22 protein-coding genes are annotated in these 26,814 nt (G+C 39.9%); 11 read left to right on the forward strand and 11 right to left on the reverse strand.

The window, feature by feature from the left end; all coding sequences use genetic code 11:
* Positions 1-11: 11 nt before the first annotated feature.
* Both FNH22_RS16535 and FNH22_RS16540 read left to right on the forward strand, forming a co-directional pair.
* Positions 12-515 carry a histidine phosphatase family protein gene (locus FNH22_RS16535; protein ID WP_143399520.1) on the forward strand — a complete coding sequence of 168 codons (504 nt, stop codon included), beginning with the start codon at positions 12-14 and terminating at the stop codon, positions 513-515.
* Between the two features lie 208 nt (positions 516-723).
* Positions 724-1,851: an ATP-binding protein gene (locus FNH22_RS16540; protein WP_143399521.1), complete on the forward strand. Its 1,128-nt coding sequence runs from the start codon at positions 724-726 to the stop codon at positions 1,849-1,851.
* Position 1,852: 1 nt separating this feature from the next.
* Here FNH22_RS16540 and FNH22_RS16545 read toward each other — a convergent pair whose 3' ends face one another.
* The 4 genes from FNH22_RS16545 to lon are packed head-to-tail and all read right to left on the reverse strand — an operon-like array spanning position 1,853 to position 7,792.
* Complete coding sequence (locus FNH22_RS16545) at positions 1,853-2,887, reverse strand: DUF4421 family protein (RefSeq protein ID WP_185154261.1); 1,035 nt, start codon at positions 2,885-2,887, stop codon at positions 1,853-1,855.
* Positions 2,888-2,894: 7 nt separating this feature from the next.
* On the reverse strand, positions 2,895-4,295 hold the full coding sequence (gene hslU / locus FNH22_RS16550) for an ATP-dependent protease ATPase subunit HslU (protein WP_143399523.1): 1,401 nt from the start codon (positions 4,293-4,295) through the stop codon (positions 2,895-2,897).
* Position 4,296: 1 nt separating this feature from the next.
* The gene (porQ, locus tag FNH22_RS16555) at positions 4,297-5,313 is read right to left on the reverse strand and encodes a type IX secretion system protein PorQ (protein ID WP_143399524.1); all 1,017 of its coding nucleotides are present in this window, start codon (positions 5,311-5,313) and stop codon (positions 4,297-4,299) included.
* A 16-nt stretch (positions 5,314-5,329) separates the two neighbouring features.
* Entirely contained in the window at positions 5,330-7,792 is a 2,463-nt protein-coding gene (gene lon / locus FNH22_RS16560) for an endopeptidase La (RefSeq protein ID WP_143399525.1), read from the reverse strand.
* Positions 7,793-7,963: 171 nt separating this feature from the next.
* On the opposite strand from lon, the gene FNH22_RS16565 reads away from it, so the two are divergent.
* From FNH22_RS16565 to FNH22_RS16575, 3 genes are all read left to right on the forward strand, one after another.
* Positions 7,964-9,937: an OmpA family protein gene (locus tag FNH22_RS16565; protein WP_143399526.1), complete on the forward strand. Its 1,974-nt coding sequence runs from the start codon at positions 7,964-7,966 to the stop codon at positions 9,935-9,937.
* 61 nt (positions 9,938-9,998) lie between these two features.
* Positions 9,999-10,544 (forward strand): RNA polymerase sigma factor, encoded by a 546-nt coding sequence (locus tag FNH22_RS16570; protein WP_143399527.1) that lies wholly within the window; start codon positions 9,999-10,001, stop codon positions 10,542-10,544.
* Entirely contained in the window at positions 10,528-10,929 is a 402-nt protein-coding gene (locus tag FNH22_RS16575) for a DUF6768 family protein (protein ID WP_143399528.1), read from the forward strand. Before FNH22_RS16570 ends, FNH22_RS16575 begins: the two co-directional genes overlap by 17 nt.
* Before the next feature lie 18 nt (positions 10,930-10,947).
* Here FNH22_RS16575 and rseP read toward each other — a convergent pair whose 3' ends face one another.
* From rseP to FNH22_RS16600, 5 genes are read right to left on the reverse strand one after another with little or no spacing between them, the layout of a single operon-like run.
* Positions 10,948-12,291 (reverse strand): RIP metalloprotease RseP, encoded by a 1,344-nt coding sequence (rseP, locus tag FNH22_RS16580; RefSeq protein ID WP_143399529.1) that lies wholly within the window; start codon positions 12,289-12,291, stop codon positions 10,948-10,950.
* Positions 12,292-13,449 carry a 1-deoxy-D-xylulose-5-phosphate reductoisomerase gene (locus FNH22_RS16585; protein WP_143399530.1) on the reverse strand — a complete coding sequence of 386 codons (1,158 nt, stop codon included), beginning with the start codon at positions 13,447-13,449 and terminating at the stop codon, positions 12,292-12,294.
* Entirely contained in the window at positions 13,446-13,907 is a 462-nt protein-coding gene (locus tag FNH22_RS16590; protein WP_143399531.1) for a hypothetical protein, read from the reverse strand. The genes FNH22_RS16585 and FNH22_RS16590 overlap by 4 nt, the downstream gene beginning before the upstream one ends.
* 17 nt (positions 13,908-13,924) lie before the next feature.
* On the reverse strand, positions 13,925-14,263 hold the full coding sequence (locus FNH22_RS16595; RefSeq protein WP_185154262.1) for a hypothetical protein: 339 nt from the start codon (positions 14,261-14,263) through the stop codon (positions 13,925-13,927).
* 14 nt (positions 14,264-14,277) lie between these two features.
* Positions 14,278-15,774, reverse strand: a complete 1,497-nt coding sequence (locus FNH22_RS16600) for a GH3 auxin-responsive promoter family protein (protein ID WP_143399533.1) — start codon at positions 15,772-15,774, stop codon at positions 14,278-14,280.
* A 102-nt stretch (positions 15,775-15,876) separates the two neighbouring features.
* On the opposite strand from FNH22_RS16600, the gene FNH22_RS16605 reads away from it, so the two are divergent.
* The 6 genes from FNH22_RS16605 (at position 15,877) to FNH22_RS16630 (ending at position 23,390) form a co-directional block, all read left to right on the forward strand.
* The gene (locus FNH22_RS16605) at positions 15,877-17,364 is read left to right on the forward strand and encodes a S1C family serine protease (RefSeq protein WP_143399534.1); all 1,488 of its coding nucleotides are present in this window, start codon (positions 15,877-15,879) and stop codon (positions 17,362-17,364) included.
* Positions 17,365-17,369: 5 nt separating this feature from the next.
* Entirely contained in the window at positions 17,370-17,837 is a 468-nt protein-coding gene (locus FNH22_RS16610; RefSeq protein ID WP_143399535.1) for a DinB family protein, read from the forward strand.
* 12 nt (positions 17,838-17,849) lie between these two features.
* The gene (locus FNH22_RS16615) at positions 17,850-18,914 is read left to right on the forward strand and encodes an endonuclease/exonuclease/phosphatase family protein (RefSeq protein ID WP_143399536.1); all 1,065 of its coding nucleotides are present in this window, start codon (positions 17,850-17,852) and stop codon (positions 18,912-18,914) included.
* 103 nt (positions 18,915-19,017) lie between these two features.
* Positions 19,018-20,103, forward strand: coding sequence for a sensor histidine kinase (locus tag FNH22_RS16620; RefSeq protein WP_143399537.1), 1,086 nt, complete (start codon positions 19,018-19,020; stop codon positions 20,101-20,103).
* A complete protein-coding gene (locus FNH22_RS16625; RefSeq protein WP_143399538.1) occupies positions 20,100-20,864 on the forward strand; it encodes a LytTR family DNA-binding domain-containing protein in 765 nt (254 codons plus the stop codon). The genes FNH22_RS16620 and FNH22_RS16625 overlap by 4 nt, the downstream gene beginning before the upstream one ends.
* A 90-nt stretch (positions 20,865-20,954) precedes the next feature.
* Positions 20,955-23,390: an ABC transporter permease gene (locus tag FNH22_RS16630; RefSeq protein ID WP_143399539.1), complete on the forward strand. Its 2,436-nt coding sequence runs from the start codon at positions 20,955-20,957 to the stop codon at positions 23,388-23,390.
* Positions 23,391-23,428: 38 nt separating this feature from the next.
* Here FNH22_RS16630 and FNH22_RS16635 read toward each other — a convergent pair whose 3' ends face one another.
* Both FNH22_RS16635 and FNH22_RS16640 read right to left on the reverse strand, forming a co-directional pair.
* Positions 23,429-24,274, reverse strand: coding sequence for an aminotransferase class IV (locus FNH22_RS16635; protein WP_185154263.1), 846 nt, complete (start codon positions 24,272-24,274; stop codon positions 23,429-23,431).
* 108 nt (positions 24,275-24,382) lie between these two features.
* Positions 24,383-26,788 (reverse strand): ABC transporter permease, encoded by a 2,406-nt coding sequence (locus tag FNH22_RS16640; protein ID WP_143399542.1) that lies wholly within the window; start codon positions 26,786-26,788, stop codon positions 24,383-24,385.
* Between the last annotated feature and the right edge of the window lie 26 nt (positions 26,789-26,814).

The raw sequence follows: 26,814 nt of genomic DNA on the forward strand, positions 1-26,814 counted from the left end.
TACATTAAAACATGAAAACGCTCTACCTGGTAAGGCATGCTAAGTCAAGTTGGAACTTCCCTGAGCTTCCGGATGATAAAAGGCCTCTAAACAAACGTGGGAAGCGTAGTGCTCCTGTTATGGGCGAACGATTATTAAAGCGACAGGTTTTGCCAGACCTCTTACTCTCCAGCCCGGCAAAAAGAGCATTGGATACCTCCATCATTATAGCCGATGTAATAGGTTACCCCGAAAAAAGAATTCAAACAGATTCCGGTATTTACCACGCTGCTTCTCACCTGTTACTCAACATAGTTCGTAAAACAAATGACTCAATCAATAGTTTGATGATGTTTGGTCATAACCCTGGCTTTACCGATTTCGCAAATCGCCTGGCAAACACTGACATATGGAATATCCCGACGTGTGGTGTTTTTGCTTGTGTTTTCCATACAGAACATTGGAGCAATGTTGATTTTGGCAAAGGTGAAGTACTCTTCTATGATTACCCCAAGCGTAAAAGTGATACTCCTTAGCAATAACATTCTGGATCTAAGGCCGAATCACACATAAAAAAATACAGTATTCCAACTACAGGCATTTATTGTAGAAAGTATAAAATAGCTGAAAAATTAATCTTTGGTGATTACATTCACTGATAGTTATAACTTTTGGTGAATACAATCACCAAAAAACATTACTTTTGGTGATTGTATTCACCAAAAAACATTACTTTTGGTGATTATGATTAAAAGGCAACTTTACAATACCCTTAAAGAAAGACTGAATGGGGACAAAGCCATTATACTGATCGGCCCAAGGCAAACCGGAAAAACAACATTAATAAAAGCCTTATTAAAAGAGGAAAAAGAACATCTGTTCCTAAATGGCGATGACCCTGTTGTACGAGATGAATTAGCTGCTGCAAATACAGAAAAACTCAAGCAAATTATTGGTAATCATAGCATTATATTTATTGACGAAGCGCAACGTGTTAAAAATATCGGTCTCACCTTAAAAATGATCACAGATCAATTCTCCTCTGTTCGATTGCTCGTAAGTGGTTCTTCGGCGCTTGAAATAAACCAGGAGATCACTGAACCGCTTACCGGTAGAAAGTGGGAATATCAACTCTACCCTGTTTCATGGTCCGAACTATTAACGCATTTAGGCTACATTGTCACTCAGCAGCAGTTGGAAATCAGGCTAGTCTATGGTATGTACCCGGAGGTGATCACCGCTCATGCCCGTGGCGAAGGAAAAGAAGTGCTGCAACAACTCACCTCCAGCTATTTGTATCAGGATGTACTGTCTGTCGCAGGTATAAGAAAACCGGAAATCATTGAAAAGCTTTTGCAAGCATTGGCTTACCAGGTAGGTAGCGAAGTTTCATACAATGAACTGGCAAATACGCTTGGTATAGACAAGAACACTGTAAGTCATTACCTGAATATTCTGGAGAAAACTTTCGTGATTTTCAGATTACAGCCTTACAGTCGTAATCTGCGCAATGAAATAAGTAGTACAAGAAAAATCTATTTTTATGATAATGGCATTCGCAATAGTCTTATCTCAAATTACGCCCCCTTAGAATTCAGACAAGACAAGGGAGCTTTATGGGAGAATTTTATCATAGCAGAACGTATAAAACAAAACCATTATCAAAAAAGATTTACGAATACCTATTTCTGGCGTACCCGGCAACAACAAGAAGTAGATTACCTGGAAGAAAAAGACGGTGATTTATACGCCTTTGAGTTTAAATTATCCAATCAGAAAAAGGCTAAATTCCCACTTACCTTCACAAGAGCTTACCCGGACGCCAAGCAACAATCCATCACTCCGGAAAATTTTCTGGAATTTGTTATGTAGGTCACAAAATGCTTTTGGTAAGTATTCCCTTTTCTAAAAATCTGTAGCCTATAAAGAACTTAATATTACCTGATGAACCTATAACATTAAGGTTGTCAATAGCATAATTAACACTCTGGCTGACTAAACTAATTCCTCCAAAGAATGTATCACTGTTATAACCTGCTGCGGCTCTGACATTGAAAATAGCCCGGATAGCAATATCATCTTGTTCAAGATTTTCCGTGGTATACCGCGTCCACAAATGTGCCGGTCCCAGAGATAGTGAAAGGTTGAGGTATAACTGTTCATGGATAAAGTTATGCGTATATCCAGGCAATAGACCTAGCACCGTGGCCCGCCCTGCTCTGAGCGTGGCATTTTCTTCTAACATCGAACGGCTTTCGAATGGCATTAATGACGAATCCGCTGAAAAGCGAAAGCTGGAAGCACTTATACCCAGTAGAAAAGAGCCTGCCTTCTTTAGCTGCATATCTGCCTGATTAAAAGCAGATCGGTAAGAAAATTTCTCATGATTAAAAATATAAAAAGTGTTGAATTGAAGGTTCCTCATTTCTAAGTCTGAACGTTGCGGAAAGGGGTCTCCACTTTGCCATTGACTAAAATGACTTTCAGGGTCCTCAAAATAAAACCCGCTATAATTCTGGACAGCAACATCAGCTCCCCATTTGTTGAGATAAATATTGGCCTGTACATCAAACGCTTTGGTACGTCCATAGGTCAATTCATCCTGACTATCGTTAGGCACCTGAAAGGATAATTCAAACCCAACGTCAAACAGATAAAAGCCAAAACCAAGGTATGTATTTATAGAGGGGGTATACTCGATGTCCCTAAATCTGTTATTTTCTTCTTCAAAGGTAAGGCTCAGGCTACGAGCTGTAAGCAACGGTTTAATGTAGAACTTATCTTCGAAACTACGAATGTAAGTGGCTCGTTTTGGCTTTATATACGATGAGTCCTGCGTCTGACCTAAAACAGCAACATGTAATGGTGAGATGAATAAGAGTAGTATTAGCGCGTATCGTTTTTGCAAAATTGGTCTATAAAATAAACTCGCTCAAGTCTTTATTCTTGACCAACCCTGACAGTTTTTCTCTGACCAGATCTGAAGTTATTATGATCTTCGCATTTGGTCCAATTTTATCCGGTACGTCAAACATAAATTCGTTGAACAGCCGGCTCATGACAGTATGCAACCTACGCGCACCGATATTCTCCACTTCCAAATTAATTCGAAAGGCCGTTTCCGCAATCTCTTCTAGTGCTCCTTCTTCGAAAGTAAGCATCACCTCTTCTGCATTCAGGAGAGCTTCATATTGCTTGGTAAGTGCATTTTTTGGCTCTTTTAAAATATGAAAGAAGTCATCTTTGGTGAGATTATCTAACTCCACTCGAATTGGAAACCTTCCTTGCAATTCCGGAATTAAATCAGATGGCTTAGAAACGTGAAAAGCACCAGCAGCTACAAACAATATATGATCGGTTTTGATATGTCCGTATTTAGTGTTGACAGTGCTTCCTTCCACTATAGGTAAAAGGTCTCGCTGCACCCCTTCTCTACTGACATCAGGACCACCTTTTTTAGAAGCTCCAGTGGCAATTTTATCGATCTCATCAATAAAGATCACACCGGTATTTTCAGCTTTTTGTATGGCAAGTTCCTTAACTTCATCCATATCAATAAGTTTTGTGGTTTCTTCTTCTATTAACAGCCTTCGAGCTTCTGCAATCGTTACTTTTCGCTTTTTATTCTTTTTCGGCATCATCCCACTGATCATTTCCTGAAGGTTGATCATGGATGACTCATCCATCATACCTCCGCCTATCATGCCTACTCCACCATTCCCTGGCTGCTTTATAGTAATATCTATTTTTCGATCTTCCAGTTCTCCGTTTCTGATCTTTTCTCTGAATCGTTGCCTGGTTTTCTCATTAAGTTCTTGCTCAGATGAAGGTAATTCGTCATCAAAAGACTGCAGATCAATACTCTTTTCAGTAGGTGAAACATTCTTTAACGGGGGTATCAAAGCATCAAGTATAATATCTTCCACGAGCGTTTCTGCCTTCTTTTTGACTTCTTCTTTCTTTTCAGATTTCACCAGATTCACCGAATGTTCAACCAGATCCCTTACCATACTTTCAACGTCTCTTCCCACATATCCGACTTCTGTAAATTTGGAAGCCTCCACTTTTGTAAAAGGGGCATTGGCTATTTTTGCCAACCTACGTGCTATTTCTGTCTTTCCTACTCCTGTAGCACCGATCATAAGGATGTTATTGGGAATGATCTCACCCTGCATTTCAGATTTTACATTCATTCTTCTCCACCTATTCCTGAGTGCGATAGCCACGTTGCGCTTAGCATCCTTCTGACCAATTATGTATTTATCCAGCTCCTCTACAATCTGCTTAGGGGTTAGATATTTTTTATCATTTAACATATTAAAAGTTTCTTCTTTTTAAAAATAAGTTGGTGTTAGCCGTTACTGAAAAGCTGTTAGACCCTCCCGCCGCATGATATCCTCCCCTGCTGTAAGCAAATTCAAAGGCTTTTATCCTGAACATCAATCCAAAAGACAATCCGGCTCCAGCAGCTTTATCTTCTAATTTTAACTCCTGCCGTATTAAATGGTTATACCCCAATCTGAAGTTAACGTTTTTAGAGAGTAAAAGCTCAGTGGCCACAACAAAGTGCCTCATCACTTTATCAAAGGTACCAGGCTCCTCTTCCTGATCTGCGCTATTGGGGTCAAAAAAAGCGATATCTCCTTTGTATAAATTATAAGCAGTAAATGTAAATCTAAAAGGCATGTGTTTTGGCTTCAAACTTGCCCCCAATTGAACATCAAATGGTAATTGACTGTTTTGACTTTCGCTGTAATCAGATAAAACGAATCCGATGTTCTTGAATACCAACCCTGCCGTAAAATTACCCTTTGGGTGTATAAAAGCCCCACCTAAGTCCATAGCCAGAGCAGTACTGTTAAAACCTGCAATGCTTGAATTTATCAACTTCAAACTTGCTCCCAGGGAGAAATTATCCAATTGATGACCTCGCCCCACTGTAACAAAGGTTTCTCCCGCATCAAATTCACCCAGCGAAATACCCGTATCATCAAAGCTCTCAAAATTTCCATAAGACACATGATTGACCCCCATAAACCAATGTCCCGATTTGCCAAGATCATGCTGATATACGGTAGAGAGTACATTTATATCAGCAAGGTATGACAGGTAATTAAAAGAGACCATCCCTGACAGCGAATCGGAGGACAGTGCCGGATTGGATATCACAAGATTAACATCTTCATAGGGTGTTGAAACATTCAGCCCTCCCATTCCTACAACACGTGGGTTGTAGGGAATATTCATAAACTCATACGACCGTTGCCCTCCAACCTGACCAAAAGTCACGCTAACATGAAATATACATAGAATGATCAGGCTGACCCTTTGCATAAAGATGTTTATAAGATTAACTCTTCTCCGCCTGATCTACAAATTCAAATGACATCGGGACTTTCACTTTTTGTGAAAGTAATGCCAATTCAATTACCTCATCTACATTATCTACATAATGTATATTTATGTCTTTGAGATATTGAGTGTCGATCTCTTCGATATCCCGTTGATTTCTTTGGCTTAAAATTATGTCCTTCACACCCGCACGTCTGGCAGCCAATATTTTTTCTTTAATACCGCCTACTGGCAGTACTTTCCCTCTGAGTGTTATCTCTCCAGTCATGGCCAACTTACCCCGAACTTTCCTTTGAGTATAAATAGAGGCTATTGAAGTGAGCATGGTAATACCGGCAGACGGGCCATCTTTAGGAACGGCACCTGCCGGAACATGAATATGCAAATCATAGGTATCAAAAAGGCGATAATCCACATCCAGTTTATCCGCATTGGCCTTTAAGTAAGAAATGGCTGCCATAGCCGATTCCTTCATCACATCACCAAGCTGACCGGAAAGCACTAATTTACCTTTGCCCTTACTCAGGCTGGATTCAATAAAAAGTATTTCCCCTCCTACCTGGGTCCAGGCAAGGCCGGTAACAACACCTGCCATGTCATTTCCCTGATACAGCTCTTTATCAAATATTTTAGCCCCAAGCACATCTTTCACTTCCTTTTCCGTAATGGTTTTACTGAACTCCTCTTCCGTAGCTATGGATTTAGCCACATTACGTACCACGGAGCCAATTCGTCGCTCTAAATTTCTGACACCGGATTCTCTTGTATATCCATCAATTATATTGGATAATGCTTTTTTATGAAAAGTCACATCACCCGGCTTCAATCCGTGCTCTTCCTTCTGCTTAGGCACCAAATGTTTTCTGGCTATTTCTATTTTTTCTTCATGTGTATACCCATTGATCTCTATGATCTCCATACGATCTCTTAAGGCCGGGTGTATGGTATCCAAGGAATTCGCTGTGGCAATAAAAAGTATCTTTGATAAGTCATATTCGAGCTCCAGGTAGTTATCCATAAAAGTACTGTTCTGCTCCGGGTCAAGTACTTCAAGCAAGGCCGAAGAGGGATCACCTCTGAAATCCGAGCTGACTTTATCTATTTCATCAAGGATGAAAACCGGATTAGATGATTTAGCCTTCTTAATGTTTTGAATGATCTTACCAGGCATAGCACCGATGTAAGTTTTTCGATGGCCTCTTATTTCAGCTTCATCATGGACACCTCCTAATGACATTCTGACATATTGTCGTTTCAAGGCTTTGGCAATGGACCTTCCAAGTGATGTCTTGCCCACTCCGGGAGGGCCATACAAGCATAGAATGGGGCCTTTCAGGTCACCTTTTAGTTTTAATACGGCCAGATATTCCAGGATACGGTCCTTAACTTTTTCCATGCCAAAGTGATCCTTATCCAATACCTTTCTTGCCCTTTTCAAGTCGAAATTATCTTGAGAGTAATTCTCCCATGGTAAGTCCAGAAGCAACTCAATATAGTTCATAGCTACCGGATATTCCGCTGCCGCAGGATTCATACGACTTACCTTATCCAGTTCCTTAAGAAAGTGCTTTTTCACTTCCTCTGACCACTTCATCTTATCACCTTTAGACCTCAACACTTCGATCTCCTGGTCTGGTCCGTCAAAACCCAATTCATCTTGCATTACCCTGATCTGTTGCCTGAGGTAATAATCACGCTGCTGTTGATCAATATCCGTATGCACCTTTTTCTGAATATCATGCTTCAGTTCCAGAAGTTGTACCTCTTTAAGCATCATTTCGAGTAACAGGGTGGCACGATCAAGCCCCTTATTCGTCTCAAGAAGTTTCTGCTTTTGTCCTACCTCCGTATTCAGATTGGACGACAAAAAGTGTGTAAGGAAACCCAGATCATGTATATTATCCAACGCCATTTGAGCTTCTTGCGGTATTTCCGGATTCAGTTGCAGGATCTTACCTGCTGCATCCTTTAATGATTGCATCAAAGCCTTTACTTCCTTAGTGCTTCGTTTGGGGAAAGAGTGATCTAAAAGCTCAAAATTAGCCGTAATGAATGGATCTTCGCCCAGGATATGTCCTATCTTAAACCTGTTTTTGCCTTGAATAATAATAGTAGTATTTCCATCCGGCAATACCAGCATCTTAATAATCTTCGCTACAGTACCGACACTGTAGATGTCCTCCACTCCGGGATCTTCAGTATTGATGTTCTTTTGGGCAACCACTCCAATAAGCCGGTCGCCTTTATAGGCTTTTTTGACCAGCCTGATAGATTTCTTGCGTCCAACAGTAATTGGGATCACCACTCCGGGAAACAAGACCGTATTTCTAATGGGTAAAATACCTATTTCTGCCGGGAGGTCTTCCGAATTCAGGTCTGAATGGTCTTCAGGATTTATCAACTGGATCAACTCTTCCGTATCTTCCTGTACCAAATCAGAGAAAAAAGTTTCATTAAACATGTAGTTCCTTATTTTTTATGCCAATATGGCACGCTATTTACCTTCTCTAAGCATTATTATTTGAGGACTTATAGTCTTTCAAGAGCTGTGCCAAAAAAACTCTATATTTGATCTTCTTGATAAAAAAACATTTTTGTAACAACTTTAACACCAGCACAGCAGAGGAGGACTTTGAAAAAAACACTAAAAATTGGGCTTATATGCTGTTTGTTAGTAACAGTTGTTTATGACTCCGCCAGAAGCCAAAGAAAGAAAAAAGCAAACAAGTCCGGGGGGAAAATTACCCTTCAAGACAGTGTTTCTACCTTCAGTCACTCTGATCTATTTAATTTTCCTAATGTAAATAAAATCCCTATCTATAGTGATCCTAAAACACTAAAAAAAATCAGGCAACTCGATGAGCAGGGTAAGTGGGAAGAGCTTTATCCAATTTTACGAAACTATATTAAAAAATTTGGTATCGTTAACTTCTACCGTGAAACATACTGGCTTTGGAAACTCGCCAAGCTCACCGAAACATATGGTAATCTCGATGAAGCAAAATTGCTCTATAAACTGGTTTTAAAGCATCATAGAGAGGATATTGATATAAGAACAATTGAACTTTACTACGAGGAATTAACTCAAAACGATAAAAATTACTACGTCCCTTTAGAGTACTACTATGAATTGGTGGATTACCGAAAAGAAGTAGATACACTACGCCCTCCAAGAAGCGTATTACTCAATATGGGAACTGTGATCAACTCCGATAAAGCTGACTATGCTCCTACACTGAATGAAGACGACCACATGTTAATTTTCACCTCTAAGCGTGGGTCCCACAACAGGGGGATAGATCCTGTAAAAGATGAAGACCTGTTTTATGCTGTGCTTCAAGACGGGTATTGGTCAACGGCAGAAGCTTTTACCGCAGTGAATAGCAAGTACAATGAGGGTTCTGCATGCCTAAGCAAAAATGGACAAAACCTGTATTTCGCACGCTGTAATTCACCTGATGGTTATGGCGATTGTGATATTTACAGCGCTACTATGAGCCCTGACAGTACCTGGGGAGATATAAAAAACCTAGGACTTGGTGTAAACAGTATCGGCTGGGATAGCCATCCCAGTCTTTCGCATACGGAAGATACCCTTTATTTCGCATCAGACCGTATTGGAGGATATGGCCTTTCTGACCTTTACTACACCATAAAAACAGCCGAAGGTAAATGGTCAAAGGCATTAAACATGGGACCTATTATCAACACTCGAAATTCTGAAGTAAGCCCATTTTATCATCATGTGTTTGACGTATTGTACTTTAGTTCGAATGGACAAAGTTTAAATTTTGGTGAGTTCGATATTTACAAGTCATACCATGATGGGAATAATTGGGGCGAGCCCAAAAACATAGGGCCACTGGTAAATGGACCGGGTAGTGAATACTATTTCACCATTGATTCTAAGTCTGAAGACCTCTACTACGCCCGCTCTGCTGAAGACAACCTCAGCAATATGGACCTCTATTCTTTTCCACTCCCTATGGAAGCACAACCAGGAGCGAATATTACGCTAACAGGGTCCTTATTAAATCAAGAAACCGGGGAACCTTTCAAAGGTATTGTTTCTATTATAGATCTGGATAATGGGATAGAAGTGGCCCCTAAATTCCTGCGCCCGGACGGCACATTTGAATTTCAACTGATCAATAATAATAATTACCTTCTCATCATCCAGGGTGAAGAATTTTTTAGAATTGAAGAGTTATTTTTCCTGGAAGAAGATATGCAGCTTAATCGGTTCACCGAACCAATATCCAGCAAGCTGAAGTTTTCATCCCTGGAGTTTGAAGAAGGTAAGGCCGAATTAACAACTCCCATGTATGGTGATCTGGATAAGTTATCGGATTTTTTGTTGGATAATCCTGATTTTAAATTGCGAATATCAGGCCATACCGACTCCGATGGACGTGAAGACTTTAACTTAAAGCTTTCACAGGAACGCGCAGATATCATTAAAGAGTACCTCGTTTATTTTGGAAACATAGAGGATTCGAGAATAGATGCAAAGGGTTTTGGTAGTAGTAAGCCTATTGTTAATGAAGAAAGCGAAGAAGACAAAAGCCTCAATCGTAGAGTAGAATTCGAGATTTATAAAGAATAATCAGTCCGATTTTGAACCTTATGATTATCCTGACGTCCTGCTTACGTCAATCATATTTTAAATGGGGACAGATAGAACTTTTAGCACGCTACTAATTTTAAGATGCCAGGAAGGAGACCGGCAAGCATTTGAGTTACTTGTAAAGCGATGGCACAGAAAATTTCTTGGATTTGCCTTCAAGCTACTCAAGGACCAATCTATTGCAGCTGACATTACCCAAGACAGTTGGACAACCATTCTCAAACGGCTAAACTCTCTCAAAGACCCTGAAAAATTCGATTCCTGGGCGTATCGAATTTTGCATAACAATGCCATGGATTGGCTAAGGAAAAACAAAAAAGAACGCGACTCCATAAAAGGTTTGGCTGAAGAGCCTCAGGACAATGACGAAAATTCAACACCGGTTAAGATAGTAAGGCAATTACTTAAGAAATTACCAGAAAAAGAGCGTTTAATTCTCTCTCTTTTTTACCTGGAAGGACACAAAATACACGAGATTTCAACCATTCTAAATATTCCTCCGGGTACAGTTAAGTCAAGAATATTTTACGCCAGAGAACATTTAAAGAAAAAATATAAGGAGGTGAACTATGAAAACATCAAATGAAGAAATCGATCAAATTATTCACGACGCTTTGAGTGAAGAAGAAGCAGCGTTCTACGACCAGCTTGGGGAGCAATCGTTAATAGAAAGTACTTTTATGGTATACAAAGGCCGCAATAAATGGATTTCAGTAATTGTAACCATTTTTGGCGTACTATTCTTTGTAGCGTTTGTATATGCTACTGTTATATTCTTTCAATCCGATGATATCAAAACCATGTTACGCTGGATGGCTATTGGTTTTGCCAGTTTGGGCGCTAACCAAATCATAAAGTTATGGCATTGGTTACAGGTAGATAAGAATGTGATACTGCGCGAAATGAAACGACTGGAGTTCCAGATATCAGTGCTGGCCACTGCGATAAACAAAAAATCCGGGAAGGACTGATCTCCCCGGATTCGTTACTTAGTTTAATCCGAAAAGGTCCTTTATGAACTCTATTTTGAATATATCATTGAAGATGATGAACACCATCAGCAGGAGTAAAAACACCATACCTACTTTTTGAGCAGATTCCAGGAAACCGTCAGAAGGTTTTTTACCTGAAATGATCTCATAAGATAAAAACATCACATGGCCGCCATCCAGCGCAGGTATAGGCAGTAAATTCATAAATGCTAATACCATAGAAAGTAATCCGGTCATTCTCCAAAAGCGCTGCCAATCCCAGGTCCCTCCGTAGGCCTTGGCAATACCTATAGGCCCTGAAAGTGATTTTGTTACCGATAATTCTCCACTGAACATCTTACCAAATGCCTTAATTTGAAGAAAGACAATACCAAATGCTCTTTGTGTTCCTATGGTAATAGATTGACCCAGATCATAGTTAATCGTACTTTCATCAAAGTCCAGTGCCGGAATGTAACCTATTATAGTATCATTTTTAAAATACTCATTGAATGTTAGTATTTCATCACCTCGCTGAACTTTCAGATGAATAGAGTCCTGGTCATATCCCTTGAGTTTTTTAATAACTTCATCCTGGAAGGCCACTTTTGTACCCGATATCTCCAGGATCCGGTCACCTTCGGTAATACCAACTCTTTCTGCCAATGTATTTTCTCCTACCTTACCAACTACTGATGCAAAACGAGGAAATATAAACCTGGCCATAGCATCTTCGTCATTCAGGTTCTCTATGAAGTTCCCTGGTATCTGGACATCCACCAGCTTACCATCCCGCTCTACTGTGTAGTATGCGTCATCCGCCAGAAACACCTTCCCATCAATCAGATCCTGAAAATCATCAAATTCCTGCCCGTTGATCTTCACTATCTTATCACCGGTTTTTAAACCAATTTCCTCCGCCAGTTCATAGGCTACAATACCACCTTTAGCATTAACGGCATCTTTTGAAATATAAGTGTCTCCAAAAATGTAGGTCAGGGAAATGAAGATAATTACGCCTGTGATCACATTAACAATGATACCTCCAAGCATCACAATAAGACGCTGCCATGCTGGCTTAGCCCGGAATTCATATTCTTTTGGTGGCTCTTTCATGGCTTCCGTATCCAGTGATTCATCAATCATTCCAGAGATCTTCACAAACCCTCCTAAAGGAATGGCGCTCAAAGCGTACTCTGTTTCTCCCCACTTAAAACTGAATAGTTTGGGTGGGAATCCAATGCTAAATTGCTCCACACGCATTCCGAAGGCCTTGGCAGCTAATAGGTGCCCCCCTTCATGCAGTCCCACTAAAATTGATAAGCTCAGTATGATCTGAGCCGTCATAACTAGTCCTTCCATTTATTTTATTAATTCTAATGCTTTTATCCTTGTCTCTTTATTTGTATTCACGTAGTCTTCGTAAGAAGGTTCTTTTATAAAATCAATTTTTGCCATGCATTGTTCCACTAAATCAGACATTTCAAGAAACCCTAATTTGTCCTTCAGAAATGCCGCTACGGCTATCTCATTGGCAGCATTTAATATACATGGCACGTTACCCGCCTTTCTAAGTGCTTCAAACGAAAGTGCAAGGTTACGAAAAGTTTTGGTATCTGGCGGTTCAAATGTTAATGACGGATAGGCCATGAAGTCGAATCTTTCAAAATCTGACTTAAACCGGTATGGATAGGTCATAGCATACTGGATGGGCAGTTTCATATCCGGGAGCCCCATCTGGGCTTTAATGGCCCCGTCTTCAAACTGTACCATAGAATGAATGATGGACTGTGGGTGAACAACAACATCAATCTGTTTCTCACTTAACCCGAACAGCCATTTTGCTTCTATCACTTCCAGCCCCTTATTCATCAATGAGGCGGAGTCAATGGTGATTTTAGCTCCCATGTCCCAGTTCGGGTGTTTCAGAGCTTGAGCTTTCGTTACTTTTTCCAGGTCTTTTCTCAACTTGCCACGAAAAGGGCCGCCTGAAGCCGTTAGAATTATTTTCTCCAGTGGATTTTGAAACTCCCCTACTATGCATTGATATATAGCAGAATGTTCAGAATCTACCGGGAGGATATTCACGTTCTTTTCTCCGGCGAGTTGAGTAATTAATTCCCCCGCTACCACCAATGTCTCTTTATTCGCCAGGGCAATGTTCTTTCCACTTTCTATCGCCCGGATCGTTGGTTTTAATCCACTGTAACCGACAAGCGCCGTTAAGACCAGATCAATGGTATCCATTTCTACCACAGAAGCTATGGCTTCTTCACCACTGTAAACTTTAATACCATGAGGATCCAGTGCATTGAATACCTGATCGTAGAGACTTTCATTACCAATCACAACTACATTAGGCTTACATGCAATGGCTTGCTGGATGAGCAGATCAGCATTATTGCCCGCTGTTAGTACCTCTACTTCAAAATGATCTGAATGTGCATGGATTACTTCCAGCGCTTGTGTACCAATGGAACCGGTAGATCCCAGAATTGCTATTCTTTTTTTTAACGTCAATCTTCTACACTTTTTAGTTTTTCATAGTAGTCCATGACCTGAATAAGCCCTTCAATCGTATTGGTCTTAATTGCATATTCCGAGATGTAGCTCTTAATGTCGTAATAGTTAGATCCTGTTAGCATTGAAATAGCTTTTTTATTCAAAACTTTATAACGCTTACGTTCTTTTTCTGTTTGACTCTCCTTGAATTTATCTTTGTCGTTGTATTTATAATATGTCTGTTCAGTAGCTCCCTGATACCTGGTCGAGTAAAAGTATTCTCTGGAAACTGATTTTTTTCCTTCCATGTAGAGAATAATTCCATGGCCCGGATTAGCTATATAAATTTTCTCATAAACCTTTTCAACCAAGTTCTCATTCCAAAACAAGTCTTCATTCAAAATACTACTATTCGTCGGATGCATATTAGCTTTTTTTAACGATGGCACTAAAGTATTTCTAGTTTCGGTTTTCATATAGTGCAACGATAAAATTACAACTGACCCCTTTTCAAAAAGTACCTTAAAAAAACCGCACCTTGACGTCCTGTCCCGTGTATATCATAGGGTAAAGAATAAAAAGTGGCCAGAGTAGCACCTAATGTATCTTTAAATTTAAAATATTGTACTTCTTCAGGATTATATGTTTCTAAGGAATCATTTTTCAAAGTAACTATATTCATTATGAAATTATAATTCAATTGACCATACCGCATATCTCCATTCGAAAGTTGTACCTCCCCATCATGCCAAATTGCCGCTTCAGTATTAAAGTTTTTATACTGACAAAAAGTACTGCTAGTGATGGAACACACAGCTAAAAAGGTAATCAATACCTTCAAGTTAATCATATCACAAACCTTAATAGTTTTTCGGCTATCCTCCTGTCATTCGCCAGGCGCGGGACCTTATTTTGTCCACCGAGCTTCCCCTGTGATTTCATATATTCAACAAATGCATTTCTTCTGAGCGGGACAACTTTAAGACATCTCAATACGCTGCCTGATATAAGATCATCGTAATAGACATTTAATCGTCTGAGCTGCAAATCTAACTCTTTTTCAAATGCCTTCAAATCATTGGGAGGCTGTGCAAATTCCACATACCATTCATGCAACGGAAGTCCGTCTCGCGGGGTCACATTTGGGGCCACAGAAAATTCAGTAAGCTCTACTTCTGAATGTTTGTCAGAAGCATACTTCATAGCTCTCTCCACCTCTTCTCCTATTACATGTTCACCAAACGCCGATATGAAGTGCTTTATCCTCCCTGTAACCAATAAACGATAGGGGTCTTTCGAAACGAATTTGACAGTATCTCCAATAGAATATCCCCATAAACCAGCATTGCTATTGATGATCAAAGCATAATTAATATCCAATTCCACTTCTTCAATAGTCAATCGGACCGGATTCTCTTCGAAATATTCACTAACCGGTATGAATTCGAAAAATATGCCGGAATTCAACAGCATTAACAAACCCTCCTCAGTCTGTGTATCCTGGTAGGCAATGAATCCTTCTGAAGCCGGATAAGTTTCTATAGCATCTATTTTTTTACCAATTGATTCATAGAGCCTGGCCCGGTAGGGTTCAAAATTCACTCCGCCATATACGAATAATGAAAAATTCGGAAAAACATCCATTATTTTTTTATTCACCCGCTCGGTAATGTGGTCAAAATACATTTGTACCCAAGGTGGGATACCGGAAATAAGCGTCATATCCTGTGGCAGTGTTTCATCTATGACCTTCTCAAGTTTCTCCTCCCAGTCGTCTATACAGTTTGTGACATAGCTGGGCATTTGATTGCCTCTCAGGTATCTCGGAACATGATGATTAACAATACCGGAAAGACGGCCGGTTTTAATACCCGCTGTATCGGTAAGTTCCGGGCTTCCGGACAGAAATATGAGTTTACCGTCCAGAAATTTGGCATTTCCTGTTTCGTGGATGTAGCTAAGCAGGGCATTACGAGCACTGTTGATATGATTAGGTATTGATTCTTTGGTAACAGGAATGTATTTAATACCGGAGGTAGTCCCTGAAGTCTTGGAAAAATACGCCGGTATGCCCGGCCATAAGACATCAGCTTTTCCTTCAAGAAGTTGTTTTATCCATGGTTTAAGACCTTCATAATCACGAATAGGTACATTTCTTTTAAAATCATCGTAATTTTGTATTGAAGAAAAATTATGCTCTCTGCCAAAAACCGTATTACGCGCTTTTTTAACCAGATGCTGAAATGTAAGTTGTTGATATTTTACGGACTGCAAGGACCATTTTCTGGTATCATTGGCTATGTAGGAAGCAAACGGCTTACCTAGTACTGATCGAAATCCCATAAGAACAAAAATATAAAATCATTGAGCGGAATTCAGGAATTAAGAAACTCCTTTTTGTAATCATCGTTGTATAATTTTGAAAATAAACAAAGAGGCAGATATATGAGAAGGACGATTCAAGTTATAGTCATTGGTTTTCTATCCGGGCTGGCCGGTTCTTACACTTTTCAAAAGTTAAGCGATAAACCTTCGAAAGAAGTATCAAACAATGATTCTACACTATTAGTCAAAAACAACTACAAACCATCCGATCATACTTCAGTTGACTATTCAAGTAATCTACCAGGTCGAGCATCTAAGGCCAATGACCTTCTTGAAGTAGATTTTGTCAATGCATCCGAAGTGAGTACCAAAAGTGTGGTATTTATCAAAAATATTTCCGAGCGTTATTATCGAAGAAGTTATCTGGACTGGTTCTTTGATGTAAATCCCGGAGGTCAGACCCAGGTAAGTACAGGGTCGGGGGTTATTTTCTCCAAAGACGGCTATATTGTTACCAATAATCATGTGGTGCAGGACGCCGAACGTATAGAAGTAGATTATAATCGGCAAACCTACGAAGCCACGCTCATAGGCACTGACCCTTCTACAGACCTGGCTGTTCTGAAAATTGAAGTTGATGGTCTCCCTTCCATTCCGATCGGAAGTAGTAAAAATCTCTCCATTGGTGAATGGGTCATTGCGGTAGGTAACCCGTTCAACCTTACTTCTACAGTGACGGCTGGAATTGTAAGTGCCAAAGGTCGGGAAATCAATATCCTTCAGGGTAAATTTCCCATTGAATCATTTATTCAAACCGATGCCGCTATTAATCCAGGCAATAGTGGTGGAGCGCTTGTAAATAGAAAAGGTGAGCTAGTAGGTATTAATACAGCCATATTATCCAAAACAGGCTCTTATGCCGGCTATGGTTTCGCTGTACCTGTAGATATCGTTAAAAAAATAGTAGGCGATCTAATTGAATATGGCGAGGTTCAAAAAGCGTTTTTTGGTGGAGAAGTTTCTGACTATAATGCTTCTATTGCAGAAAGGTTAGACCTGAAACTTGATAGTGATAATATACGTGGTGTATTACTTTCCTACGTTCAGACAGATGGAGCAGCCGCTAAAGCCGGAATGGAAGAAGGTGATATCATAGTGAGCATAGAAAATGAGTTGATCAACAGTCGCAGTCAATTTGAAGAAGAATTGAGTTACCATTCACCAGGGGATAAAATAAGTGTCTCTTATCAAAGGAATGGCAAGAATTATACCTCTCAAATAGTACTTACCAACCGGGAAGGTACAACAGGTATTTTAAAGCGTGAGATCTTTACATCAGAATCTCTTGGCGCTAAATTCGAAATCGTACCAAAGGTAGAACGGGACATTCTTAAAATTGACTATGGCGTGCGTGTGTTCAACATTGAAAACGGCCTGATAAAAAGGATTGGGATCAATGAAGACTTTGTAATAACCGATATTAATAGAAATGCGATCAAAGACCCTCAAAAATTAGTGGAAATCCTGGAAAGAATACGCGGTAGGGTGATTATAGAAGGGGTGAACAGCAAGGGCCGTGAAGGGTATTACTCATTTTATTTAAGATAGTTCAGATGACGCAGCACTTTAAATACTTAAGGACCATTCGAGCAAATTTGTTAAAGGCAAGCGATAACCTTAGCCTGGAGGAACTCAATAAAATACCTCAGGGGTTTAACAATAACATGATATGGAACCTGGGGCATATCGTTTCTACCTATAACAACTTAATCTATAAACTGTCAGGTTTACCAGGACATGTAGACCCAAGTTTCGTGCAACGCTATCAAAAAGGGTCGGCTCCTGACCCAAAAACACCTGTCGGCCAGGCGGATGTTGACTACATAAAAAACAGCATAACACAATTTGTTGACCTTACAGAAGACGATTACGAATCAGGCGCCTTTGATTCTTTCAAAGAATATCAAACCAGTTTTGGCGTTATTCTTCAATCAGTGGAAGATGCCATAATTTTTAACAATGTGCATGAAGGCTTACATCTTGGCTATACCATGGCCTTAAAAAAGGCTGTCCGCGCTTAAAGTTTATCTGATTTGATCCGGAGGTTCCCTAAAAAAAAAGCTATTTCAGTGACCATTCTTATGGTCAGTATTTTTTGTTATGTAGGAGTCAAAGTTCCTCCTGAGCTATTTTGGCCTGCTTCTGTATTAGGATATATCATTCCTTTGGTTATCGCCTTGAATCTAATTTTTCTTGCGCTTTATGTCCTTTTAAAAAAGAAATTATTTTGGTATCACATCATTGCGCTTATCTTTTTATCTCCTTTCATTTTAATGTCGTACCGCATTGGCAATACGAGCCAGCCAGAGGTTAAGGAAAGCTTCAAAGTACTGAGTCTGAACGCCAAATTATTTCGAAAGCCAGGTTCATATGAAGAGTTTTCAAGTGAAATGATTGACTGGTTTATGGACGAAAGTTCAGATATAAAGTGTATCCAGGAATTTAGTTACAACCCAGGTTATCAGCGGATCAGTATAATTAGCAAAATGCAGGAAAAGGGATATCATCATTTCAACTATGAGCTTAATTTGATCAACCGTCCCGGCTTGGCCATATTTAGTCGCCACCCTATATTGTACGCAGGTGTAATTGATGATCGTGATAGTACAAATGTTAACAAATGCATTTATGCTGATATCAACATTAACGCTGATACTGTAAGGATCTATAATGTGCATCTACGTTCAATGCACATAGATCTTTCCGATTACAGCGAAATGCGAAGCCTGGGTAGAAAAGCTTTCCTGCTTACCAAGAAGCTGGGACGTGGCGCACGGAAAAGAAGTAAGCAAATAGACGACCTGATCACTCACGCCAATGCCTCACCTTACCCTGTGATCATATGCGGTGATTTTAATGAAATACCTTATTCATACAATTATTTTGAAATGCGCAGCTTCTATCAAAATGCTTTTGAAGAAAAAGGGGAAGGCTTCGGATTTACCTTTAATTCTGATATTTTACCTATAAGGATCGATCATCAATTTTATGGGAGTGGAATTAATCTTATGAGCTTTCGTACAAATAGAAATATCACCTGGTCAGACCATTTTCCATTACAGGGGGTTTATTCTTTAGAAGGACCTCTCCATTTATAATTTGATCGTATCAACAGTTTATTGAAACTGTCTGCAATGTAATCCTGATCATCTGATCATTCCATGAATACAGTAGTTGGAATTATTAAATTTGTCAGCTACTATGACCGTTCTCAGAACCTTTATCAAAAGCAGAGACTATCAATTTGTTCAAACGCTGTGTTGGGCTTCCATTATTTTAGTGACCATTGGCTATTACTTCATTGCTCATGACGGGTATAGTTATAATCAATTGATTTATGACCCGGTAGCCTACTATATTGTTTTGTGGAGCCTGAGCTGGTCCATTCCTTACTTGTTTATTTCTTCTATTCATAGTAGCCTCAGGTACTCCATTACTTTTCACAGTTTGATGGCTTTGCTTTTTGGTATGTTACATTTTTTACTAACAGGTACAATTATCCTACTGCTTGAACGGTTACTCAACCTACCCGAACATTTCACCTTTCATAGCCTTATCGTACATTGGCAAACAGAATGGCACCTAATTGTTCATGGGTCTATTTGGTACACAGTGTACCTTATATTGCTGTATGCGCTTTATTTTTATAAGTTATACGATGCTGAGGTGAGGAAAAACAACGAACTCACTCAATCACTTTCTTCTGCACATGTTCAAACCTTATCTACTCAGCTAAATCCTCATTTTTTATTCAATGCATTGAATACGGTCTCTATGATGATACGCAAAGAACAAGGCACAAAAGCCGTGGACATGTTAGCATCTTTAGGGGAAATGCTAAGGGCAGTGTTGTCAAAAAATCAGGAGTTACTGATTACTATTTCAGATGAAGTTACTCTCTTAAAGAAATACATTTCTATTGAATCTATCCGCTTCGGTGATCGTGTAGAAACAGAATTAGACATTAATAAGGAAATCTTGAAATACAAAGTACCTCGGCTACTTCTTCAACCGGTGGTAGAAAACGCCTATAAACACGGTATGAGAACAAATGAGATTAAAGCAAAAGTAAAAATAACCGGAAAAAAGGATGACCAAAAAATTATGTTCCGGGTGTTTAACAATGGGTCATACGATTTTGGATGGAGTCCTGATCAGGCTGAAGGTATAGGACTGTCCAATACAGTAAATCGGCTGAGAGAGCTATACGGCACAGCTTTCACTTTTCAAATAAGAGAAAAAAATGACGGCGTATCCGTTGACATATCACTACCCGCTGAGTTATGAAAATAAATGCAGTAGTAGTAGATGATGAAAAAGAAGCCAGGGAAGGGGTGTCACTTCTTTTACAACAAGACTCTGCCATCAAAATTGCTGCCATATGTGGCGATGGCGTTTCGGCCATAGAACAGATCAATACCTTTGAACCTCAGCTATTGCTGTTAGATATTCAAATGCCCGATATTAATGGCTTTGAAGTGCTTAACAGTATTAAAAAAATGCCTGAGGCTGTCATTTTTGTCACCGCGTATGACCAATTTGCCTTGAAAGCTTTTGAAGTACATGCACTGGATTATCTCCTCAAACCTTTCAGCGACAGCCGTTTCTTCGAAGCGCTGGATCTGGCAAAGAAAAGAATTGCTCAAAAACGGCTATCTGACTTCAAGCACCTTCTTAAGACTGTAGACACCAGCGGATCCACTGTATTGGATAGGAATGATCAATTAATAGTAAAATCTGACGGAAAGATACATCTACTTCCACATGCAGAGATACTATGGATAGAGGCATATGATTACTACGTCAAGATCCATACGAAAGGTCGTTTTTATCTGGCGAGAGAAAGTATGAAACGCATGGAGGAAAAACTACCTTCTCACCTATTCCTGCGAATCCACAAATCCTCTATCGTTAATTTGAAATGCGTCAAACGCGCTACCCCAAAGCCTAACAGTGAATACGATCTGATACTTAATAATGAAGTACAATTAAAAGTTTCCCGTAACTACAGTGCTCCATTTACCAAATATCTAAGTACAGGCGGCTAATATAACCGGTCACTGCACCATAGACCCGGGTTACTGCATAAATTCAACATACCACATGACATAACCGTAAATTAGGCAAATCATTATTACATGAATATGTTTAAAAATCATCTCGTTTTTGCCGTTAGGTTATTCCTTAAGGACAAGTTTTATTCTCTTCTTAATATCCTCGGCCTGGCTTTAGGCATATGTTGTGGGGTACTCGTTTTACTTTATTTACAACACGACCTTACTTATGATCTTCACCATAAGAATCACAGAAATATCTATCGGCTCACAAATCATTTACAGGCTACCGGAGCTGACTTTAACACCGCGAGGACTGCTTTAGAACTAGGTCCGCTGTTGCTGGAGGAGTACCCGGAAATTCAATCGTTCGTACGTTTTGAAGATTTCTACAACCCTGCATTGACATATAAACGAGATGGAATGGAGCCTATTCAAATATACGTAGATAAGGCTTTTCGTACGGACTCATCTATATTTTCAGTGTTTACACATGAGTTCATAAAAGGTGACCCTCATACCGCCCTTACAGGCCTTGACAAGATGGTGATCACTGAAAAAATAGAAAAGCAGTTATTCGGCGATGAAGATGGGATAGGTAAGCTGATAGAATTTGATGACAGAAATACTTATGAGGTAACAGGTGTGATCAAAGAACTCCCTCAAAACACGCACCTTAATTATGATGTTCTGCTTTCAGGCCTTCCATTGATACGTGAATGGGTTGAAGGAGGAGATGAGATAAGGTGGTCTGAGGGTTTTTGGAACCCTGATTCGTATACCTACCTTGTTTTTAATAAAGGATACAACCCAAAAGACTTTGACCAAAATTTCCCACGTATTTTTGAAAAATACTTTAGCGGTTTTGCAGCTCAGATCAATGGCAAAGCCACTTTCGAATTACAGGCTTTGTCAGACATTCATTTTCAATCCAAGAAAGGGAGGGACGAACCTCAGGGAAACATTAACTATACCTATACCTTCGCTTCTATTGGGCTCTTTATCATTTTGCTGGCATGTATCAATTACGTAAACATAGCCACTGCAAGAGCCACCAACCGTGCCAGTGAAATGGGTGTACGAAAAGTATTGGGGTTTGATAAGCGTAAGCTTTTTGCATCCATTCTCACAGAAGCACTTGTCTTAACTGTATTGGCTTTGCTCCTGGCTATTTTACTATGTGTATGCATCATCTACCTTACCCCATTCAATGATTGGATCAATAAAGATCTTCAGTTGGATTTCTTAGAAAACACTATTCTGCTTCCAGGGGCCATACTACTCACAATACTCATTACCCTGTTATCGGGTATCTATCCGGCGTTATACCTCCCTTCTATCCCGGTGGTAAGTGCGTTGAAAGGAGCATTCAAATCAAATACTTCAGGCATTTTATTGCGCAAAGCGTTAATAGTGGTGCAATTCGTCATTTCCATTTTCGTTATTGTTTGCACTTCCATTATGGGAGATCAGATCGATTTTTTAAGAAATAAAGAGCTTGGATTCAATAAAGATAATATCGTCCTGCTTGCTATCCAGGATACACTGGTCAGGAATCAGCTACCTGTCATCAAACAAACCTTTTTACAAAACCCCAAAATAACCGCAGCCACCTTGGCATATGGTGTTCCAGGTTTGTATACGGGCGGTTCGGTTTTTCGTGTAGAAACTCATCAAGGTGACATGACCCAGCAGGAGTTTAACACCATCTTTGTGGGAGAGGATTACTTGAATACTATGGAAATTCAACTTATCAGCGGGCGTGATTTTTATAAAGACTCCCAGGCAGATAAGGAGTTACGTGTACTTGTAAATGAAGCGGCCACAAAGATGATGGGGTGGGAAGACGATGCATTGGGAAAAAAAATAAAATTCTACCACGGTGAAACTGAAGGTGAGGTTATAGGAGTGGTAAAAGACTTCAATTTCAACTCTTTGCATAACAAAATTGAACCATTGGTGATAGGCCTGGCAGATACACCGGGAGGGCACCTGCATCTAAGAGTAAAGTCTGAAGATCTACAGGAAACCATGTCCTTTATTGAATCCCAATGGAAACAGTTTGATCCTAATCACGCGTATGAATTTTCATTTCTCGATGCCGACTTCAACGAACAGTACCAGGCGGATGAAACACAACATCGCCTCATTCGAATGCTCTCGTACATATGCATCTTTATTTCATTACTAGGACTTATTGGCCTGGCATCTTTCACTGCAGGACAGAAAACAAAGGAAATTGGAGTTAGAAAGGCCCTGGGAGGTTCTTCTTTCAATATCATTGGCCTGTTTTCAAAGGGATATATGAAGTTGATAGTAATAGCGCTCATCATAGCAATACCCATTGCCAATTATATCATTTCCGAATGGCTACAAGGGTTTGCTTATCAAGTCGATTTGAATTGGTATAATTTTGCCATACCAGGAACAATTGTGATGGCTGTGGCATTGTTAACCGTAATATTACAGACTATGAAGGCGGCAGCAGCAAATCCGGTAGATGCACTTAGAAATGAATAAGCTCCGAACTATCCCTATTGCCAAGTAGAGCAGGGCTATTAAACCATTAACCTGTGTTTATCAATGTATTCGGTCTCAAAGTCTATCAGTTTATCAGATAAGGCTTTTGTAATTCTGCCAGGTATACCTTCTCCATAGGTTTTATCTTCTACTTGTACTACGGGTACTATCCTCTTAATGGTACTTGTAATAAATACTTCACGAGCCTTATCCAAATCCTCTAACGTAACATCAGCTAGTTGTATATCATATTGGTTTTTAGCAATTTCGAGTACATTTTTTCTTGTTACTCCGGCCAGCACATTGTTTCCAGGTGTCACTACCACTCCATCTGCACGGACTACAAATATACTGCTCCTTGAAAGCTCTGCTACCAGTCCTTTGGAACAATAGATCACATCCATTGCACCGGCTTTTGCTATTTGATTTTGGAGCCAGATACTGGTGAGATAGCCCGTAGTCTTTACCTGGGGAAGTTCCCGTTCAAACTCATGTTTAATAAGTTTCACCCCAGCCTTATAAACTGAATCATCCGGCCGTTTTACTAATTCCTGGGTGATGATCAGGTTAGGTTTTCCGGGTGTATATCCATCCTTTGCCTCTCCACCGGTAAGCAACAAACGCACACCGGAAAATTTTAGTCGATTCAATAAAACAATCTCCAGAATATGTTCTTTAAGCTTTGCTTTTGTGAAAGGTATTTTGAGGCGTAAAACTTCTGCAGAAGAATAAAACCGATCAATGTGATCATCAATAAAGAGCGGCACATTATCTTCTACTCTAAAAAAATCAAATACCCCGTAACCTCTTAGCAACGCCAAATCACTGATGCTAATATGTGCATCATCTGTACCCAGGATGTTTCCATTAATTGAACAGACCATATCCAAATGTACTAAATCCTGTGAAGCATCGCAGCAAAATCCCACCATCAAACTCCGGGAATATCAGAAGTCGTTTTATCTTACGATCATCAAATTAACCTGCCGTAATCATTCATTTCGAAGAGTATCTGCCGGGTTAACCAAGGTGGCCTTAACAGATTGATAGCTGGTGGTAATGAGCGCTACTACCAGCGCCAACAGTCCGGCTACAATAAAAACACCTACCTGTATGCTTACCTTAAAAGTAAAATTGCTCAGCCAGGCATCCATCGTCCACCAGGAAACGGGTATCGCGATCAGTGTAGAAATTATGACTTGTACGATAAAGGTGCGTGACAATAGCAAGAAGAGTTGACCAACAGAAGCACCTAATACTTTTCGTATACTTACTTCCTTAACACGTTTCCGGACCATAAAAGAAGCCAGTCCAAACAATCCGAGGCAAGCGATAAGAATAGTGAGTACGGCGCCGGCAAGAAATACCTTTCCGGTTCGCTCTTCCGTTTTGTAGAACAGGTCCAGTTGATCATCCAGAAAGTGGTATTCCATGGAGGTAAAATTGTCAAAACTTTCGTGCACTTTTTTGGCTGATTCAACCATTTGGGGCAAATCGGTTCGCGGCTCAATTTTGAGAGAAAAGTAGTCTATAACATTGATAGGATTATGCCAAAAACCAAAGGTAAGTGGTGCTACCTCCGCATGTAAAGATTGAAAGTTAAAATCTTTGACAATCCCGATAATTTTAAACGGCTGCGTCTCATTATCGAGAAAAAATTCTCTGCCGATAGCATCTATCCCACCAAATTGTGCAGCAGCTGTCTCATTCAGAATAAGGGCTGTAGAGTCTTCTGAAAGGATACCGGAGAAGTTTCTGCCTGCCAGTAACTCTAGGCTATAGGTGTCCAGCATGTCCGAATCAAGACACATAAAAAAGGACTGTAAAGAGTCCATGCTTTCCGAAGACCTCGGCCGGATGAATAGTTCAGTGATCCCTTTCCACTCACCGGGTACCCTTGAAGAACAGGCCACAGACTTAACTCCGGGGATCTTACTGAATTCTATTTTCATCGTTTCGAAATCTCTTCGGACATTACCATCATTGATGTCTATGACCAATATCCTTTCTTTATCAAACCCAAGGTCTTTATTTTTTATAAAATCCATTTGCATACTGACTACCAGTGTAGCTACAATCATGGTAATAGACAATGTAAACTGTACAATAACCAGAATTTTACGTAGTACAGCCCCTTTAATACCCGCTCCTGATCCTGCTTTTAAACTTTCTGAAGGCCGCAGATGCGCCAAATAAAGTGCAGGATAACTGCCGGATACCAAACCAATGAATAACGCCAGTCCTAACAAGCCAATAATAACGGAAAAAGAAAATGTCTCCAGTGTAAGTGTCACACCGGCCAGGTCGTTAAAACCGGGAAGCAACACATCCAGGAGTCCCACAGAAAACAGGAATGCCATCAATGAAATCAAAACAGCCTCACTCAAAAACTGGTAAACCAACTGGCTTTTAGCAGCTCCAACTACTTTTCGTATACCTATCTCCAGGGCACGCTCCATAGAACGTGACGTGGCCAGGTTAATGTAATTAATTCCAGCGATCATCAGTATAAAAGCAGCGATTGCCGAGAAGAGGTAAATGGTGAACCAATTCCCATGCTGATCAATAGGGTCAAAATCAATGCCTGCTGAATTTAGGTAGACCTCTTTCAGGGGTTGTAAATAAAAGGAATCAGACTGGTCGTCAGCATCTCTATACTTCTTAATAAAGCCAGGAACTTTCTCCTTTATAGAAGACATATTGTATTCATTCACCAACTCTACATAGGTAAGAGTTGTACGACGTTCCCAGGAGTTATATACCCTGTCCCACCACGATATTTCTGAAAACGAGGAATTATAAGTGATCAAAAAATCAAATTGCAATTGAGAGTTTAGGGGCACATCTTCAATAATACCGGTCACTTTCATAGGTTCAAGTCGTAGAAATTCGATCATCTTACCTAATGCAGCTTCATCACCAAAGTATTTTCTGGCGGTCGTCTCGGTCAGTACAATGGAATTATTTTGGTGCAGTGCCGTTGCCCGGTCACCTTCTATGAAGTCAAAGTCAAAAACTTTGAAAAAGGAACTATCTACTACGGCCCAGTTCCTTTCATGAAAACGTTCTCCCTTCCAATAAATATCAATATGTCCAAAAGGTTGTTTAAGACTGGTTTGATTGATTACTTCCGAAAACTCCTCGACCAGCTGTGGCCCCATTAAAGCAGAAGTTCGTCCATAGTGTTTTTCCTCTTCGGGGTTTCGTTCTATATCCACAACCCGCGCTATTCTATCTGACTTCTCATGAAATGTGTCATAAGAAAGTTCGTTCTGAAGATAGAGTATCAGCAAAGATGAACTGGTGAGACCTATGGTAAGTCCAAAAATATTAATGAAGGAATAAGCCCGATGGCGCAACAGGTTTCTTATCGCAATTTTCAGATAATTTTTGATCATGTTGTTTTACTATTTTGAGTTTGGAT

It is taken from the genome of Fulvivirga sp. M361 (assembly GCF_007097395.1).
Taxonomy (GTDB): Bacteria; Bacteroidota; Bacteroidia; order Cytophagales; family Cyclobacteriaceae; genus Fulvivirga.

Coding starts and splice junctions, on each gene's coding strand:
- FNH22_RS16535 (WP_143399520.1), top strand. CDS start 12: ATGAAAACGCTCTACCTGGTAAGGCATGCTAAGTCAAGTTGGAACTTC.
- FNH22_RS16540 (WP_143399521.1), top strand. CDS start 724: ATGATTAAAAGGCAACTTTACAATACCCTTAAAGAAAGACTGAATGGG.
- hslU (WP_143399523.1), bottom strand. CDS start 4,295: ATGTTAAATGATAAAAAATATCTAACCCCTAAGCAGATTGTAGAGGAG.
- porQ (WP_143399524.1), bottom strand. CDS start 5,313: ATGCAAAGGGTCAGCCTGATCATTCTATGTATATTTCATGTTAGCGTG.
- lon (WP_143399525.1), bottom strand. CDS start 7,792: ATGTTTAATGAAACTTTTTTCTCTGATTTGGTACAGGAAGATACGGAA.
- FNH22_RS16570 (WP_143399527.1), top strand. CDS start 9,999: ATGGGGACAGATAGAACTTTTAGCACGCTACTAATTTTAAGATGCCAG.
- FNH22_RS16575 (WP_143399528.1), top strand. CDS start 10,528: ATGAAAACATCAAATGAAGAAATCGATCAAATTATTCACGACGCTTTG.
- rseP (WP_143399529.1), bottom strand. CDS start 12,291: ATGGAAGGACTAGTTATGACGGCTCAGATCATACTGAGCTTATCAATT.
- FNH22_RS16590 (WP_143399531.1), bottom strand. CDS start 13,907: ATGAAAACCGAAACTAGAAATACTTTAGTGCCATCGTTAAAAAAAGCT.
- FNH22_RS16600 (WP_143399533.1), bottom strand. CDS start 15,774: ATGGGATTTCGATCAGTACTAGGTAAGCCGTTTGCTTCCTACATAGCC.
- FNH22_RS16605 (WP_143399534.1), top strand. CDS start 15,877: ATGAGAAGGACGATTCAAGTTATAGTCATTGGTTTTCTATCCGGGCTG.
- FNH22_RS16610 (WP_143399535.1), top strand. CDS start 17,370: ATGACGCAGCACTTTAAATACTTAAGGACCATTCGAGCAAATTTGTTA.
- FNH22_RS16620 (WP_143399537.1), top strand. CDS start 19,018: ATGACCGTTCTCAGAACCTTTATCAAAAGCAGAGACTATCAATTTGTT.
- FNH22_RS16625 (WP_143399538.1), top strand. CDS start 20,100: ATGAAAATAAATGCAGTAGTAGTAGATGATGAAAAAGAAGCCAGGGAA.
- FNH22_RS16630 (WP_143399539.1), top strand. CDS start 20,955: ATGAATATGTTTAAAAATCATCTCGTTTTTGCCGTTAGGTTATTCCTT.
- FNH22_RS16635 (WP_185154263.1), bottom strand. CDS start 24,274: ATGGTCTGTTCAATTAATGGAAACATCCTGGGTACAGATGATGCACAT.
- FNH22_RS16640 (WP_143399542.1), bottom strand. CDS start 26,788: ATGATCAAAAATTATCTGAAAATTGCGATAAGAAACCTGTTGCGCCAT.